This is a genomic window from Enterobacter sp. MGH 38, assembly GCF_000492855.1.
Classification (GTDB): Bacteria; Pseudomonadota; Gammaproteobacteria; order Enterobacterales; family Enterobacteriaceae; genus Enterobacter; species Enterobacter hormaechei_C.
The window spans coordinates 1,235,363-1,255,013 of the sequence record NZ_KI535608.1; the positions used below are offsets into that span (position 1 = coordinate 1,235,363).

The 19,651-nt window shown below is 60.8% G+C and carries 1 protein-coding gene and 1 pseudogene; both read left to right on the top strand.

Going from position 1 to position 19,651, the window contains the following annotated elements; all coding sequences use genetic code 11:
- The first annotated feature begins 136 nt into the window (after window positions 1-136).
- Entirely contained in the window at window positions 137-1,474 is a 1,338-nt protein-coding gene (locus L384_RS05490; protein ID WP_023324619.1) for a TolC family outer membrane protein, read from the top strand.
- A 120-nt stretch (window positions 1,475-1,594) separates the two neighbouring features.
- Window positions 1,595-19,619: pseudogene (locus L384_RS0121240) on the top strand (Ig-like domain-containing protein).
- Window positions 19,620-19,651 lie beyond the last annotated feature (32 nt).

The following is a 19,651-nucleotide window of genomic DNA, read 5'->3' on the forward strand; positions in this document are numbered from 1 at the left end:
GGCTCTCGTCTCAATTGAAATGGGTTAGGGGAACTCTTGCCCGGAATTAATGGAGAAGGGGCAATGGATTTCTGGCGAATTATTTGTACCTCTTCCTGGGTATTTATTTGGCTATCACCTGGAGTCGGGGGATATTATGAAGATGAAATGCAATAACAGGTTACTCAGATTATCTGCCTCCCTGACCTTAATTTCGTTGGTGGTGACTGCGGCTAATGCAAATAACGGCCAGGCGGGGATATCTCCCGTTGCGGCAATGACGATGAAAGAAAGTATTCTTTTCGCTCTCGATCGCGACCCCTCGGTGAGTCAGCAGGCGGCACAGCTGGGGATCGGCCAGGCACAAATAGACGAAGCGCGCAGTGGCTGGATGCCACAAATAGCCCTGAACGGGAGTACAGGTCACAGCCAGACCACCGATTCAAGCGGCTCGTTGCGAAATTCCGCAGCCTGGGGCCTGAGTCTGACGCAGCTGGTGTACGATTTTGGCAAGACCAACAACAGCATCAGCCAGTCTTCAGCTCAGCGTGACAGCTATCGCTACCAGCTGATGAGCACGATGTCTGCCGTCGCGGAAAAAACAGCCCTCAGCTATGTGGAAGTGAAACGCTACAGCGATCTGTTGCAGGCGGCAAAAGAGAACGTGCAGGCGCTTAAAAACGTTGAGCAGCTGGCAAAACTCCGCGCCGACGCTGGCGTAAGCTCCACCTCTGATGAGCTTCAGACCCGCACCCGTATTGCCGGGATGCAGGCGACGGTAGAGCAGTACAATGCGTCCCTGAACAGCGCCCGCGCGCGGCTGGCGGTATTAACTGGCATACAGGCTGAACGCTATTCACCGGTTCCGGGAGGTCTGGCCGTGGAGCCGGATTCTCTCAATCGGATTGATTATTCACTGATCCCAACGGTGATGGCCGCGCAGAACATGGAGCGTTCAGCCCAGTACGGCGTAGAAACCGCGAAGTCTCAGCACTGGCCGACCTTAAGCCTGAAAGGGGGCCGCACCCGCTATGAGTCGGATAATCGCGCGTACTGGGATGATCAGATCCAGCTCAATATTGACGCACCGCTTTATCAGGGCGGCGCGGTCTCGGCGCGCGTCCGTCAGGCCGAGGGCGCAAGGGCAATGGCATCGTCTCAGGTCGATCAGGCCCGTTTTGATGTCCTGCAAAAAGCCTCCGTCGCACAGGCCGACTGGACCGGGGCGCGTGGACGAATGGAAGCCGGGAAACGTCAGCTGGAAAATGCGTTGCGCGCCCGCGATGTCTACAAAAATGAATATACCCTGAGCAAGCGCAGCATTAACGATCTGCTCAGCGTGGAGCAGGATGTCTGGTCTGCCACCTCCGCGAAAATAATGGCTGAATACGATGGCTGGAGTGCGGCGATTAATTACGCCTCTGCGGTGGATAATCTCATGCCGCTTATCGGAATAGAGAAAAACGCTGCCGCGAAATTACCTGATTTAAGTTAAAAAAGGCGCGCCTTTCTGCGCGAAATAAGTCAGACAATAATGGGTGATTTTTCCCAAGGATAGCTACATCCCTCTGGTGGACATATCCACAGGAATACGCGCACCTGCAAGGAGAAGAATATGAGTACCGCAAAAGTTGTTGATGTCATCATTCGCAAAACGGCAGAGAAGACGAAATTAACCGGTGAAGGGAATCTCTCGGTTTCTATTTCCTCACCGAGCGTGATTGAAATTCAGGGTTCTGCTCAGGACGTGGTGCGTTATGTCCGCCAGGGGAATGACCTCCTCATTTATATGAAAGATGGCAGCGTGATCCGCTGCAATAATTATTTTGTCGAAGACACGGAAACCCATAATCATTCCGAACTGGTATTTAACGATAACCAGGCGTTGACGCATATTTCATTTGCCGATGCCGGCGAAGCATCAGGCGTTGCCGCCACCGAATTAACCGCCCAGGCTGCACCCATTAGCAGCATTGAACCTTTCCTGGAGCAGGGAAGCGTATTAAGCGATGCGCCGTGGGGCTGGATTGCCGGTGCGGCGTTAGGGGGCGGTGCGATCGGCGCACTGCTGGCTCACGGCGGCGATGGCGAAACCAAAACCAGGGTTATTGATAATACAAAAGAAGTCGAAAGCGCTACGCCGACATTTTTGCTGGCGGACAACGCGGGTGACAAGCAGGGCGTGCTGAGTGCAAAAGAGGTCACGGATGATAACACCCCCACCTTCAGCGGTACCGGGCAGCCGGGCGCGACCATTCAGGTTAAAGACGGCAGCGGCAGCACCATCGCCAGCACCATGGTCGCGAAGGACGGCACCTGGACGGTAACACTTCCGACCCAGGCGGACGGGGAACATACCTGGTCCGTCGTACAGATCGACGGCAGTAAAACGACCTCTGCGGGCAGTATTACCGTAACCGTTTCTACAGCGGATACCAGCGTGACGCTCGCCACCACGGCGGGCGATAACGTGATCAACGCCAGCGAACAGTCCGCGGGCTTTACGCTGTCCGGCACCAGCAAAAACCTGGCGCAGGGAACGGAGCTTACCGTCACGCTCAACGGTAAAACCTATACCGCAGAAGTGGGAGCAAACGGCGCATGGAGCGTGAAGGTGCCTGCTGCCGACGCACAGGCGCTGGGCGATGGTACCTGGACGGTCAACGTCAGCGGAAAAGACGCGGCGGGCAACACCGTGTCCGGCAGCCAGACGATTGGCGTGGATACCGCCTCGCCAGTGATCTCTGTCGACACGATCGCCCAGGACAACATCATCAACGCGGCTGAACATAATCAGCCGCTGACGCTGACGGGGAAAACCGATGCGGAAGCGGGCCAGATTGTGACGGTCACGCTGAACGGCAAAAATCACACGGCGACCGTGGGCAGCGACGGCAGCTGGTTCGTTACGCTTCCGGCCAGTGAAGTACAGACGCTGGCTAACGGCGAGCACACCCTGACGGTAAACGTCAGCGACAAAGCGGGTAATGGGTCCTCCATCACCGCCGATTTCACGGTCGATACCGCAGCGCCAGTGGTCACTATCAACACCGTCGCGGGCGACGACATTCTGAACACCAGCGAGCAAGGGCAGGCGCAGATTATTTCCGGCCAGGCGAACGGCGCGGCGGAGGGCGACGTTGTCACCGTGACCGTTGGCGGCAAGACCTTTACCGGTGTCGTCCAGGCGGACGGCAGCTGGAGCGTCGGCGTGCCTGCCTCCGTCATTGGCGCGCTGGGGGAAGGTAGCCACAGCATTTCGGTCGCCGTGACCGATGCGGCGGGCAACACCGGCAGCGCGACGCACGGCATTACGCTGAGCGGCAACCCGCCGGAATTTACCCTTGATCCCATCAGCCAGGATAACGTCCTGAATGCGCAGGAGGCCATGCAGCCCCTGAGCCTGAGCGGGACCAGTAATCTGCCGAACGGCAGCGCTGTCACCGTGACGCTGAACAACGTTAACTATCAGACCACCGTTGAGAACGGTCGCTGGTCCGTTCAGGTGCCGGTCTCCGACGTGCTGGATCTGGCGAATACCCTTTACACCGTCAGCGTCAGCGGCACCGACAGCGTGGGTAACAGCGGCTCCGCCGAGGCGAATCTGCTGGTAGACACCGTGCTGCCGCAGGTGATCGTCAACACCTTTGCCGGGGATAACCTGGTCAATAACGCCGAAGCGGCGGTTGACCAAACCCTCAGTGGACGCGTCACCGGCGCGGCGGCGGGCGATACCGTCTCTGTCACCGTGGGCGGCAAGAGCTACACCGCGACGGTTGGCAGCGACCTGAAATGGAGCGTGACGATCCCATCGGCCGACCTCCAGGCGTTTGGCGACGGCGATTTAACCTTCAGCGCCTCTGTCACCAATGCGCACGGCAATACCGGCACCGGCGAACGTGATATCAACATCAACGCCGAACTGCCGGGCCTGCGCGTGAACACGATCTCTGGCGATGACGTGATTAACGCCATCGAGCAGCAGCAGGATCTGGCCGTAACCGGCTCCAGCACTCATCTGGCCGAAGGCACACAGATCACCGTCACCATCAATAATGTCGAATACGTCACCACGGTTAACGCCAGCGGCAGCTGGCAGATTGGCGTGCCGGCGGCGGACCTTCAGGCATGGACGGCGGGAGGCATGACCGTCAGCGTCAGCGCGGAAGATGCCTGGGGCAACACCGTGGCGGCTGAACACCCGATCGAGCTTGACCTGAATGCGGTGGCTGTCACCATCGATACCGTAACCACTGACGATATGCTCAACGCGGCGGAAAAAGGCGCGGATGTCACGCTTTCTGGTCAGACGCAGGGCGTGGAGGCCGGGCAGACCGTGGTGGTGAAATTCGCGGATCAAACCTTTACCGCACAGGTGCAGCAGGACGGCTCCTGGCACCTGACCGTTCCGGCGAGCGCGATGGAAACGCTGATCGACGGGCGTGCGCAGGTGAGCGTCAGCGTGACTAACGTCAACGGCAACAGCGCGGACGCGTCACGCGTGGTGATCGTCGATACGCAGCCGCCAGCCATTACGCTTGATAACCTGACCGACGACAACATCATTAATGCGGCAGAAGCGCAGCAGGATCTGGTGCTCAGCGGCAGCACAACCGCTGAAACGGGCCAGACGGTCACCGTGACGCTGAACGGTAAAACTTACCAGACCACGGTACAGGCGGACGGTCGCTGGCAGCTGAACGTGCCTGCCGCCGACGTAGGCGCGCTGACCGATGGCAATGTCACCGTGACGGCCACCGTCACTGACGTGGCGGGCAACAGCAGCAGCGCGGATCGCGTTGGGCTGGTGGATGCCACCGTACCGCAGGTGACCATCAACGATTTCGTCACCGACACCAACACCGTTAACCAGCTGGCCCATGCTCAGGCGCAGATCCTGAGCGGCTCCGTCACCGGCGCGGCGGCGGGCGATTTGGTCACCATCACCATCAATAACGTGGACCACACCACCGTGGTGGATGCGGCAGGCAACTGGAGCCTTGGCCTGCCTGCGTCCGTCATTCAGGGGCTGACGGACGGCACCTGGACCATTAACGTCTCCGTGACCGATCGGTCCGGCAACACCGGCAGCAGTTCAGCGGATGTGGTGGTCAATACTGTGACGCCCGTTATCGGTATTAACACGCTGGCAGCGGATGACGTGATCAATGCGGCAGAGAAGGGCGAAGATCTGCTGCTTTCCGGTACCAGCAACCAGCCGGAAGGAACCACCATCACTGTTAATCTGAACGGTATCAACTACACCGCCACCACCGACGTCAGCGGCAACTGGAGCGTTACCGTACCCGCCTCTGCGGTGAGCGCGCTGGGTGAAGCCAATTACACCGTAACGGCGAGCGTCACCGATAATGTGGGCAATAGCGCCGCTGCCACGCACGATGTGCTGGTGGACAGCTCGCTGCCGGTTGTTACCCTCAACAACTTCGCGGGCGACAATATCGTCAACGCGGCGGAAGTGGCCGCAGGGCAAACCCTGACCGGAAAGGTTTCTAACGCGGCATCGGGCGATACCGTCACGATTATCCTCGGCGGGCAGACATACACGGCTACCGTACAGGACGATCTCACCTGGAGCCTGCCGTTAACCCAGAGTCAGTTAACCGCGCTCGGCAACGGCGATCTGACCGTATCGGCCAGCGTGACGAACGCGCACGGCAATACCGGATCGTCTTCCCTGGATGTCACCATTGACGCCGAGCTGCCCGGCCTGCGCATTGATACCGTCGCCGGTGACGACGTCATTAACGTTATTGAACACGTGCAGAACCTGGTTATCTCCGGCACCAGCACCGACCTGGCGGCGGGTAGCACCGTCACCGTGACCATCAACGGCAAGAGTTATTCCGCATCGGTACTGGCGGACGGCACATGGCAGGCTGCGGTTCCGGCCGCAGACGTCTCCCGGTGGGCGGACGGGTCGCTCACCATCAGCGCCAGCGCGCAGGATACCTCCGGCAACCCGGTGAACATCGGTACCGTTGTGGATGTCGATCTCGCCCCGGTGGCGATAAGCATTAACAGCGTGACGGACGACAACGTGCTGAACGCGGCAGAAAAAGGCCAGGATCTGGTGCTGTCCGGCTCCTCCTCGAACGTTGAAGCGGGCCAGACCGTTACCATTATCTTTGCGGGTAAAACCTGGACCACGACGGTCGATGCCAACGGTGACTGGACCTGCACCGTACCGGCTGCCGATCTGAGCGGCCTGAAGGACGGCGAAGCCAGCGTACAGGTCAGCGTAACCAACGTGAACGGCAACGCGGCCTCTTCCTCGCTGGCATTCAGCGTCGCTACCGCCGCGCCAGCGGTCACCATCAACACCATCAGCGGCGACAACATGCTGAATGCGGCAGAGGCGGCGCAGGAGCTGACCCTGAGCGGGAGGTCTACTGCCGAAGCAGGCCAGACGGTCACCGTGACCTTCAACGGCAATCAGTACACCGCCCAGGTGCAGGCAAACGGCAGCTGGACGCTGGACGTACCGGCGGCGGATCTGGCGGGGATCGCCGACGGCAGCGCGGCGGTCACGGTGACCGTGTCCGATAAAGCGGGCAACCCGGCCAGTGCAGGGGCGTCCGTGCTGGTCGACACTACCGTGCCGCAGATTACCTTCGACATTGTGGCGGGCGACAACATTGTTAATATTGCCGAGCACGGCCAGGCGCTGATTGTCACCGGCAAGGTGACGGGCGCGCAGGCGGGCGATGTGATTACCTTGACCCTGAACGGCAAAGACTACACAGCGATGCTGGACGGTGCCGGTAACTGGAGCGTGGGCGTTCCGGCGACGGACGTGGGCGCGCTGGCTAACGGCGATCAGACGATCTCCGCCACGGTCACCGATAAAGCGGGCAACAGCACCAGCGCGACGCATGCGTTTGACGTTTCCCTGACCGCGCCGGTGATTGCCATCAATACCCTGGCGGTTGACGACGTGATCAACGCGACCGAAAAAGGCCAGGACCTGTTGATCTCCGGTACCAGCAACCAGCCGGACGGGACCCGCATCACCGTAACCCTGAACGGTATCAGTTACGCCGCCACCACCGATGCCAGCGGTAACTGGAGCGTCACCGTTCCGGCGGCAAACGTCTCGGCATTGGGCGAAGCGAGCTATAGCGTGACGGCCAGCGTGACCGATACTGCGGGTAATAGTGCGAACACCAGCCATAGCGTGCTGGTCGACAGCGCGCTGCCGCAGGTCACCATTAATGCGGTTGCCACCGACGACGTGATTAACGCGGCGGAAGTGGCTTCCGGACAAACCCTGAGCGGGAAAGTGAGCGGTGCTGCGAGTGGTGACACTGTCACAATTTCGGTGGGTGGCAATACCTACACGACAACCGTGCAGGACGATTTAAGCTGGTCGGTTAACGTCGCGTCTGACGTGTTAACCGCCATCGGCAACGGCGACCTGACCGTATCCGCCAGCGTCACTAACGGCCACGGTAATACCGGCTCCGGCGAGCGCGACATCACGATTGATGCCAACCTGCCTGGCCTGCGGGTCGATAAGGTGGCGGGTGACGACGTGATCAACAGCATCGAACACGGACAAAACCTTATTATCACCGGCTCCAGCGACGGTCTGGCAGCGGGTTCAGCATTGACGGTGACCGTTAACGGTAAAACCTACGCGGCCACCGTACTGGCAGACGCTACCTGGACGGCCGCCGTTCCGGCAGCAGACGTCGGCGCGCTGAGCGAAGGCACCGTCACCGTGACCGTTGAAGGCCAGAGCGCAGCGGGCAACCCGGTTTCTATCAGCCACGACGTGAAGATCGACCTGGCGACGGTTGCTATCAGCATTGACGCTATCGCTACCGACGACGTAATCAATGCGGCAGAAAAAGGCGCAGATCTGGTGCTGTCGGGTGCCACCACCAACGTGGAAGAAAACCAGACTGTTACCATCACTTTCGGCGGTAAGACCTATATCGCGACGGTGGATGCCAGCGGCCACTGGACGGCGACCGTACCGTCTGCCGATTTAGGTAGCCTGAAAGACGGCGACGCCAGCGTGCAGGTCAGCGTCACCAACGTGAACGGCAACAGCGCCTCGGCGGGCCGCGAGTACAGCGTGGACGCCACCGCGCCGACGGTGTCCATCGAGATCGTCAGCGACAACAACATCATCAACGCGGCCGAAGCGCAGCAGGATCTGGTCGTTAACGGTGTCTCCAACGCCGAAGCGGGCCAGACCGTCACCGTGACGCTGAACGGCGTGGACTACACCACCACCGTACAGGCGAACGGCAGCTGGAGCGTCACCGTACCGTCTGCGGATATCGGCGCGATTACCGACGGCAGTTACACCATCACGGCAGCCGTCGCGGATAAGGCGGGTAACCCGGCCTTGGCGGACCGCGATGTGCTGGTGGATACCACGGTGCCACAGCTGACCATTAACACCGTTTCCGACGACGACGTGATCAACAGCGCCGAGCATGCGCAGGCGCTGATTGTCACCGGTTCCGTGACCGGTGCGGCGGCGGGCGACGTAGTGACCGTCACCATCAATAACAAAGATTACACGGCGACCCTGGACGCTTCCGGCAGGTGGAGCGTGGGCGTGCCTGCGGCGGACGTGAGTGCCCTGACCGCCGGGGATCACACCATCACCGCGGCGCTGACCGATAAAGCCGGAAACAGCAACAGCACAACGCACGAGGTTGAAGTCAACCTCACTGCGCCGGTGCTGAACATTGACACCGTGTCCGGCGACGATGTGATCAACAGCAGTGAGAAAACGCAGGATCTGACCATCACAGGTACGGCTTCCGGGCTGGCCGCGGGCGCGGTGGTCACCGTGATGCTCAACGGCAAAGCGTACAGCGCCACGGTGGATACCAATGGCCAATGGACCACAACCGTTCCGGCGAGCGAGGTGGGGCAACTGGGTGAAGCGCTTTACACCGTGTCGGCCTCCGCAACGGACAGCGTCGGCAACAGCACCAGCACCTCGCACACCGTGAACGTGGAATCCGTGCTGCCTGGCGTCATCATTAACGCCGTGGCGGGCGACGACGTGATCAACGCGGCGGAGCTGGCAACCGGCCAGACCATTAGCGGCACAGTGGTGAATGCCGAAGCGGGCAACACCGTGACTGTGTCTGTTGGCGGCCATAACTACACCGCAACGGTGCAGAGCGATCTGACCTGGTCCGTCAGCGTACCGGAATCTGTGCTCACCGCGCTGGGCAATGGCGATCTGACCGTGACCGCCAGCGTCACGAACGGCGTGGGCAACAGCGGCAGCGGAGAGCGCGATATCACTATCGACGCGAATCTGCCGGGCCTGCGCGTGGACACCGTAGCGGGCGATGACGTGATTAACAGCATCGAACACGGGCAGAATCTGATTATCACGGGTTCAAGCGACGGCCTGACGGCGGGCACAGCGCTGACCGTCACCGTAAACGGTAAAACCTATGCAGCCACGGTGCTGGCAGACGGCACCTGGAGCGCGGCGATCCCTTCTGCGGACGTGAGTGCCCTTGCCGCAGGCGCGGTCACCGTGAACGTTGAAGGCCAGAGCAGCGCGGGCAATCCGGTGACTATCAACCATGATGTGACGGTGGATCTGGCAAACGTCGCGATCAGCATTGACGCCATCGCTTCCGACGACGTGATCAACGCCGCCGAGAGGGGTGCGGATCTGGTGCTCTCCGGCACCACCGCGAATGTAGAGGAAAATCAAACCGTCACCATCACCTTCGGCGGCAAGAGCTACACCGCCACGGTGGACGCTGAGGGTAAATGGACCGCCACGGTGCCGTCTGCGGATCTGACTGGTCTGAAAGACGGTGATGCCAGCGTGCAGGTGAGCGTCACCAACGTGAACGGCAACAGCGCGTCTGCGGGCCGCGAGTACAGCGTGGATGCTACCGCGCCGTCCGTGACCATCAACACGATTGCCACCGACGATATCCTCAACGCCTCAGAAGCACAGTCCGACCTTGCAATCTCCGGCACCAGCACCGCCGAAGCAGGCCAGACGGTGACCGTATCGCTGAACGGCAAAGATTACACCACAACCGTCAGCGCGAACGGCAGCTGGACGCTGAACGTGCCGGCAGCTGACCTTGCAGGATTAACCGACGGCAGCGTCACCGTAACCGCGAGCGTGAGCGACAAGGCGGGTAACCCGGCGTCGGTTGACCACGCCCTGACGGTGGACGTCACCGTACCTGCGGTGACCATCCACACCGTGGCAGGCGACGACGTGATTAACGTGGCTGAACACAATCAGGCGCAGATTATCAGCGGCTCCGCCACCGGCGCGGCGGCGGGCGATAAGGTCACCGTCACGATCGGCGGCCAGACTTATACCACCGTGCTGGATGCGGCGGGTAACTGGAGCGTGGGCGTTCCGGCGAATGTGATTTCAGGCCTCAGCGACGGCACCGTGACCGTCTCTGTGTCAGTCACCGACGCGGCGGGCAATACCGGCAGCGGCACGCATAATGTGACCGTCGATACCGGTCTGCCATCGGTCAGCTTCAACGCCATCAGCGATGACAACGTCCTGAACGCCGTTGAAAAAGGCCAGGATCTGAGCGTCAGCGGCACCAGCGCCAACCTTGCGGAAGGCACCCAGGTCACCGTGACCCTGAACGGTAAAAACTACACGGCGACAACTGCGGCAGACGGCACCTGGAGCCTGACGGTTCCGGCTGCGGATCTGACCGGTCTCGGTCAGGCCAGTTACACCCTGAACGCGACGGCCACCAACGGCGTGGGCAACAGCGTGAGCAATTCTGCGAACCTGCTTGTCGACACCGCGCTGCCAACCGTCACCATCAACACCGTGGCGGGCGACAACGTCATCAACGCGGCGGAAGTGGCCGCGGGTCAGACCCTGAGCGGCACCGTGGCGAATGCCGAAGCGGGCAACACCGTGACCGTCGCTATCGGCGGCCACAGCTACACCGCAACGGTGCAGAATAATCTGTCCTGGTCCGTCAACGTGCCGTCTGACGTGCTGACCGCACTCGGCAACGGCAGCCTGAGCGTAACCGCGACCGTCACCAACGGCCACGGCAACACCGGCACCGGCGAACGCGAGATCGCTATCGACGCTAACCTGCCGGGGCTGCGCGTCGATACCGTGGCGGGTGACGACGTGGTCAACACCATCGAGCACGCGCAGAACCTGATTGTTTCAGGCACCAGCGACGGGCTGGCGCCGGGCACGGCGCTGACGGTTACCGTCAACGGTAAAGATTACGCGGCAACGGTGCTGGCAGACGGCACCTGGCGCGCGGCGATCCCGTCCACCGACGTGAGCGCGTGGCCGGAAGGCACCGTGAAAATCAGCGTTACCGGTGACAGCGCGGCGGGTAATCCGATCACCATCAGCCACGACGTGACCGTGGATCTGGCTACCGTTGCCATCAGCATCAATGCGCTTGCCACCGACGACGTGATTAACGCGGCGGAGAAGGGCGCGGATCTGGTGCTGTCCGGTGTGACCACCAACGTGGAAGCCGGGCAGACCGTGACCATTAGTCTGAACGGCAGGATCTACACCACCACCGTGGACGACAGCGGCAACTGGACTTACACCGTGCCGTCAGCGGATCTGGCTGGCCTGAAGGATGGTGACGCCAGCGTACAGGTGAGCGTCACCAATGTGAACGGCAACAGCGCCTCGGCGGGCCGTGAGTACAGCGTGGATGCTACCGCGCCGTCCGTGACCATCAACACCATTGCCACCGACGATATCCTCAACGCCTCAGAAGCGCAGTCCGACCTGGCAATCTCCGGCACCAGCACCGCCGAAGCGGGCCAGACGGTGACCGTATCGCTGAACGGCAAAGATTACACCACAACCGTCAGCGCGAACGGCAGCTGGACGCTGAACGTTCCGGCGGCGGATCTGGCAGGATTAAGCGACGGCAGCGTCACCGTGACCGCGAGCGTGAGCGACAAGGCGGGTAACCCGGCGTCGGCGGACCACAACCTTACGGTGGACGTCACCGTTCCGGCAGTGACCATCCACACCGTGGCAGGCGACGACGTGATTAACGTGGCTGAACACAATCAGGCGCAGATTATCAGCGGCTCCGCCACCGGCGCGGCGGCGGGCGATAAGGTCACCGTCACGATCGGCGGCCAGACTTATACCACCGTGCTGGACGCGGCGGGTAACTGGAGCGTGGGCGTTCCGGCGAATGTGATTCTCTGTGTCAGTCACCGACGCGGCGGGCAATACCGGCAGCGGCACGCATAATGTGACCGTCGATACCGGTCTGCCATCGGTCAGCTTCAACGCCATCAGCGATGACAACGTCCTGAACGCCGTTGAAAAAGGCCAGGATCTGAGCGTCAGCGGCACCAGCGCCAACCTGGCGGAAGGCACCCAGGTCACCGTGACCCTGAACGGTAAAAACTACACGGCGACAACTGCGGCAGACGGCACCTGGAGCCTGACGGTTCCGGCTGCGGATCTGACCGGTCTCGGTCAGGCCAGTTACACCCTGAACGCGACGGCCACCAACGGCGTGGGCAACAGCGTGAGCAACACCGCGAACCTGCTGGTAGATACCGCGTTGCCAACCGTCACCATCAACACCATTGCGGGCGATAACGTCATCAACGCGGCGGAAGTGGCCGCGGGTCAGACCCTCAGCGGCAAGGTAGCGAACGCGGAGGCGGGCAATACCGTCACCGTGACCATTGGCGGCAACACGTACACCGCGACAGTGCAGAGCGATCTGACCTGGTCCGTGAACGTGCCGGAATCCGTCCTGACGGCGCTGGGCAACGGCGACCTGACGGTGTCTGCGACTGTGACCAACGGCCACGGCAACACGGGAACAGGCGAGCGCGATATCACTATCGACGCCAGCCTGCCGGGGCTGCGCGTGAATACCGTGGCGGGCGATGACGTGATCAACAGCATTGAGCATGGTCAAAACCTGATCGTCTCCGGCACCAGTGACGGGCTGGCGGCAGGCACAACGCTCACCGTGACCGTGAATGGCAAGACCTATGCCGCGTCGGTACTGGCAGACGGCTCCTGGAACGCGGCGATCCCGGCGGCAGACGTCGCGGCCTTCGCAGCAGGTACCGTCACCGTGACCGTGGCAGGCCAGAGCGCGGCGGGCAACCCGGTGACCATCAGCCATGACGTGACCGTCGATCTGGCGGCGGTGGCTATCAGCATTGATGCGATTGCCACCGACGACGTGATTAACGCGGCGGAGAAAGGCGTGGATCTGGTGCTCTCCGGCAGCACCTCGAACGTGGAGGAAAACCAGACCGTTACCGTTACCTTCGGCGGCAAGACGTACACCGCGAAGGTGGATGCTGACGGTAACTGGACGGCCACCGTGCCTTCCGCCGATCTCGCGGGCCTGAAGGACGGTGACGCCAGCGTGCAGGTGAGCGTCACCAACGCGCACGGCAACAGCGCCTCGGCGGGCCGCGAATATAGCGTGGACGCGACTGCGCCAACCGTGAACATTGATACGGTAACCGGCGACAACGTGATCAACGGCAGCGAAGCGGCTGCGGGCGTGGACATTTCCGGCACCACCACGGCTGAAGTCGGTCAGACGGTCACCGTGACGCTGGGCGGAAACAGCTATACCGCACAGGTTCAGCAGGGCGGCGTCTGGAGCGTGAACGTGCCGGGCACAGACCTGTCCGCACTGGCGGATAACGGTTACACCGTGCAGGCCAGCGTGAGTGACGCCGCGGGTAATCCGGGCAGCGCGGGGAAAGCGATTACGCTTGATACCACGCCGCCGACCGTCAGCTTTAACGTTGTGGCGGGCGATGACGTCATCAACAGCGTGGAGCACGGGCAGGCGCAGATCGTCAGCGGCACCGCAACCGGCGCCAGCGTCGGCGATAAGGTGGTCATCACCATCGGTTCGAACCAGTACACCACCACCGTTGACGCCAGCGGCAAATGGAGCGTGGGCGTTCCGGCCAGCGTGATTTCCGCGCTGACCGACGGCACCGTGACCCTTAGCGCGACTATCACCGACAGTGCGGGTAACAGCAGCACCCAGACCCACGACGTGGTGGTAAATACCGCATCGGTCGCGCTGACCGTCAACACCCTCAGCGGTGATGACGTGATCAATGCGGCAGAAGCGGGCGCGTCGCTGGTCATCAACGGCTCCAGCGCGCAGTTCGCCAGCGGTACGCAGGTCACTATCACCCTGAATGGTAAGAGCTATACGGCCACTATCCAGAGCGATGGCTCCTGGACAACCACCGTACCGGCCGCCGACGTGGGCACCCTGGCCGACGGCGCGAGCTACCAGGTTTCTGTTTCGGCGCAGGACAGCGCCGGGAACAGCGCCTCGGCGACGCACACCATCAGCGTGGACACCACCGCGCCGGTGATTAGCGTGAACACGTTGTCGGGCGACGATGTGCTGAATGCGGCGGAAGCCCAGCAGGCGCTCACCGTACAAGGCTCTTCCAGCGCGGAAGCAGGCCAGACGGTGACCGTCACGCTGGGCGGCAAAACCTACACTGCGCTTGTGGCAAACGACGGGACGTGGACGCTGGATGTTCCGGCAGTCGATCTGGCTGCACTGAGCCAGGGGGCGCTGACGGTGACCGCCTCGGTCAACGATAAAGCCGGTAACAGCGGCCAGACGACGCATACCTTAACGGTCGATACCATCGCGCCAGCCGTCACCATTAGCACCGTGGCTGATGACGATATCGTCAACAACGCCGAGCAGCTGGCGGGACAGACCATCAGCGGGACCACCACCGCGGAACAGGGCCAGACGGTGACCGTCTCCTTCAACGGCCACAGCTATCAGGCGACCGTCGGGGCGGACGGCTCCTGGTCGGTCTTCGTGCCGGGGCGTGATTTCCTTGGCCTGAGCGACGGGGATTACACCATTACGGCTACGGTGAGCGATAAGGCAGGTAACCCGGGCAGCGCAACGCACGACGTGACGCTTAACGGCGACGTGCCGACCATCGCCATTAACACCTTTGCGCAGGACGATATCGTAAATGCCGCCGAACATGGCACGCCACTGGTTATCAGCGGCACCACCGATGCGCCAGCGGGCCAGACGGTGACAATTACGCTTAACGGTAAAACCTACACGGCTACCGTTCAAAATGACGGCACCTGGAGCTATACGGTCGGCAGCGCAGACGTGACCGCGCTGGCGGACGGCGGTTCGTACGTGATTAACGCGCAGGTGAGCAACGCCATCGGCAACAGCGTCAGCGATAACCACACCGTAACCGTGGATCTCACCGCACCGTCGATGGGGATCAGCATTGATTCCCTGCAAAACGATACCGGCCTCAGCGCGAATGACTTCATCACCAACGACAGCCAGGTGGTGGTGAATGGTTCCCTGACCGCGCAGCTCGGCAATAACGAGAAGGCGCAGATCAGCCTTGACGGCGGCGTCACCTGGATCGACCTGACCGTCACCGGCACCACCTGGCGCTACACTGATGGTCGCACCCTGACGGACGGTACGTATCAGTACCAGGTGCGCGTGATTGATAACGCGGGCAACGTTGGGGCAACGGACAGCCAGGACGTGGTAATCGATCTGACGAAGCCTGCGGCGGCGACCATTACCGTGGATTCCGTCTCGCAGGATACCGGCCTGTCCGACAGCGACTTCATTACCAGCGACAACCAGATCAGCCTGAAAGGGACGCTCGGCGCGGCCCTGGGCAGCGGCGACCACGCCCAGATCAGCCTGGACGGTGGCGCGACCTGGACTGACGTGAGCGTTAGCGGCCTGAGCTGGACGTATATTGATGGCCGTACGCTGACCGACGGGGATTACAACTACCAGCTGCGCGTGATTGACGAGGCGGGGAATATCAGCGCCACCACCAGCCAGGTGGTGACCATTGATACCGTCGCGCCGGACGCCAGCAAAACGATCGCTATCGACAGCATCAGCGACGATACCGGCCTGAGCAGCAGCGACTTTATCACTCGCGACACGTCCCTGACCCTGCACGGCTCACTCGGCGCGACGCTGGCCGACGGCGAATATGCCCAGATCAGCATCGACGGCGGCGTCACCTGGCAGAACGTGATCGTCACCGGCAACAGTTGGTACTACGTGGACGGCCGCACGCTGGGTAACCAGACCTATGACTACTACGTTCGCGTAGTGGATGCGGCGGGCAACGTGGGTGCCAGCGCTCATCAGCAGGTGACGGTCGATACGGTCGCGCCGGATGCGGCGATTACGGTGACCGTGGATAACATCACCGTCGATACCGGTTTCGATAACAATGACTTCCTGACCAGTTCGACCTCGTACACGCTCAACGGGACGCTCGGGGCCGAACTCGGGGCGGGTGAGTATGTGCAGGTGAGCATGGATGGCGGCACCACCTGGGTTTACGCCACGGTAAGCGGTACCCAGTGGCGCTATACCGACGCGCGCACCCTGGCCGACGGCGACTACCGCTATCAGGTGCGGGTTGTCGATCAGGCGGGCAACGTCGGGGCCACCACCACGCAGGACGTGACGGTGGATACCCAGGCGCCGCAGTACGGCATCACCATTGACAGCATCAGCGAAGATACCGGGCAGTCCGGAAGTGATTTCATCACCATGGACACATCGCTGACAATCAACGGTTCGTTGGGCAGCGCGCTGGCCAGCGACGAGCGCGTACAGATTAGCCTCGACGGCGGCAATACCTGGATTGACGCTACCGTCACTAACCAGCGCTGGAGCTATACGGACACCCGCGATCTGGCGGACGGGGATTACAACTACCAGGTGCGGATCATCGACCAGGCGGGCAACGTCGGCTCAACCACTTCGCAGGTAGTAACGGTTGATACCACGCCGCCTGATACGGTGGGAACGGTGGTCAGCTATACCGACGGGGAAGGCGAACGTCAGGGCAGCTTCGGCGCTTCGGTGGCAACAGATGACAACTCTCCAGTGATTAACGGGACGCTTAACCGTGCGCCGGACAATGGCGAGATCGTGCAACTGTATCGTGACGGTGTGCTGCTGGGACAGGTGACGATGAACGGCGCCGCCAGCTGGTATTTCCAGGACAGTGGTCTGAATGACGGTAATCACGTCTATATGCTGCGTGTTACCGATCTGGCAGGTAACTTCACCGACTCAGATGATTTCGTGCTGAAAGTGGATACGAGCATCCCGACCACCACCGTGACCATTAACCCTCAGACGACGACAGATAGCACCCCGATTCTGAGTGGACTTGTATCGGCGGGACTGACCAACGGCGAGTACGTGGTTATCACCGTGAACGATAAAACCTACACCTCAGAGACTGGCGGTGCGGTCGTGGTCGATCCGGAGAACAACACATGGTATTTGCAGCTCCCTGACGGCGATGCGCTGAGCGTGAAGAATTATGATGTTACGGCACAGGTGAAAAGCAGCGCCGGCAACGGTAATACCGCTGGGTTGACCACCGGTAGCCTGATTGTAGGGAGTGAAGAATCATTGACGCCGGCCTGGTCATTTACCGCCGCGAACTACTCCTATTCTGCCAGCTATATGCTGGATTCGGATGGGCTGTGGACGATTATGGCCAACCAGCAATTCGCATCCGCCAATACCAGTAGCCGTAACGCTTACACCGTTTCAGGCAATTTCTCAATGACGGGGAGTTACACAACCGGTACTTACGCGGATATCAACCGCGACGGGCTGGCTGACGTGCTGGCGGAAGGGACAAGTTACTCGTACATGGTGCAGCTGATTAACAATGGAGACGGTACATACACTTCCAGTACGCTGACCAATATGGGGGCTGCGGTGTGGTATGGCGCGGTGGTCGCCATTGACATCAAGGGCGATGGTTACACTGACTTTGTCATCGGCGATGCTGGCGGGCCTGATTCCAGCACCGTCATGCTCAATAACAACGGCACGCTGACGGGCAGTTCGAAGTCCGGTACGTACTCCAGTTTCGTATCGGGATCAACGGTAGGTAACTACAACAGTCTGATTGAAACGTCCGGTGTGGATTTGAACAACGACGGGAAAGTGGATATTGCCCAGCATACGACCAACGGGGGCAACAACTATGCCCTGTCGACCATGTTTAACCAGGGCAATGGCTCATTTACGTGGGGGCAAAACTTCACCAATACCATGTACAGCGGCTATGGTTCCGCCGCAGCGTCCAATGCCGTGAGTATGACCTGGGCCGACTTTAACGGTGATGGTTACATGGACCTGTATATGAGCATGTCCCGTACCTCCAGCGGAACCAGTCAGGGCGGGGTGTTAATGCTGAACGACGGTAGCGGCAACCTTCTGGCCGGCACCGCGGTTGGAACGGCGACCACGGATAAGTTTGTGGGTAACGTCAGCGTGGCGGTGGACTGGAACCTCGACGGTCACATGGACATCATCAAGCTGGCGAATAGCGGGCAGTCTTATCTTTACACCAATGATGGACTGGCAGGTACTGCAAGCTTTACTGCTTCGAAATTCAGTACCGCTACGTCAACTCAGGTATCCGGCGCGGCTCTGCTTGATTACGACTGGGATGGCGCACAGGATCTGCTCATTTTCCGTCAAAACGGTACGGTTTTACTGGAGCGGAATACCAATACGGTCGCACCAGGTACGGCCTTGCATCTGAAGATTGTCGACAGCGAAGGGATTAACGCCTTCTTTGGCAACACTGTCCAGCTGTACAACGCGGCAGGCCAGCTGGTCGCCAGTGAAATCATCAATGCCCAGTCCGGGATTGGCATTAACGATTCCTCGTCGCTCATCAGTTTTTACGGCCTGGATCCCAGCGAGACGTATCACGCGGTGCTGGTTCGTGCCGTTAACGGTGTTTCGAGTAACGTAACCTGGGACGGGCTGACGGCAGGAGACGGTAAAGAAAGTTACGCCCTGACGGCTGAAGCTGCTACGGGCGGTCACCAGGGCACCCTGACAGGTACCGGCTACAACGATACCTTTATCGCTGAAGCAGGGACGTATACCTACAACGGTTCCGGTGGTTGGACGACGACCTCTGAACACGACACGTGGAGCAGTACGGGTGGCATGGATGTCGTGGATTATCGCAACGCCACTTCCGGCGTCACCGTCGATTTAGGACGCTCTACGGCGCAGAGTACCGGATTCGATACCGCGACACTGGTGAATATTGAAGGCATCAACGGCTCCGACTATGACGACGTGATCACCGGCAACAGCGGTGATAACCAGTTCGAAGGCCGGGGCGGGAACGACACCTTCAACATCGGCAGCGGCGGTCACGATACGTTGCTCTATAAGCTGATCAACGCGTCTGACGCGACGGGCGGCAACGGCAGCGATGTGGTGAACGGCTTTACCGTCGGCACCTGGGAAGGGACGGCGGATACGGACCGTATCGACCTGCGCGACCTGCTTTCCGACAGCGGTTATACAGGCACCGGCTCGGCGAGCTACGTCAACGGCGTGGCGACGCTGGACAGCAGCGCGGGCAACATCGCCGACTACATCCGCGTGGTGCAGAACGGCAGCAACACCGAGATCCAGGTTGACCTGGACGGCACCGGCGGTCAGTTCTCGCCCACCACGCTGGTGACGCTGAACGGGGTGCAGACAGATCTGGCGACGCTGCTGGCGAACCACCAGCTGTTAATTGCGTAAAACACTGCCGCGGGGAGCGATCCTCGCGGCTT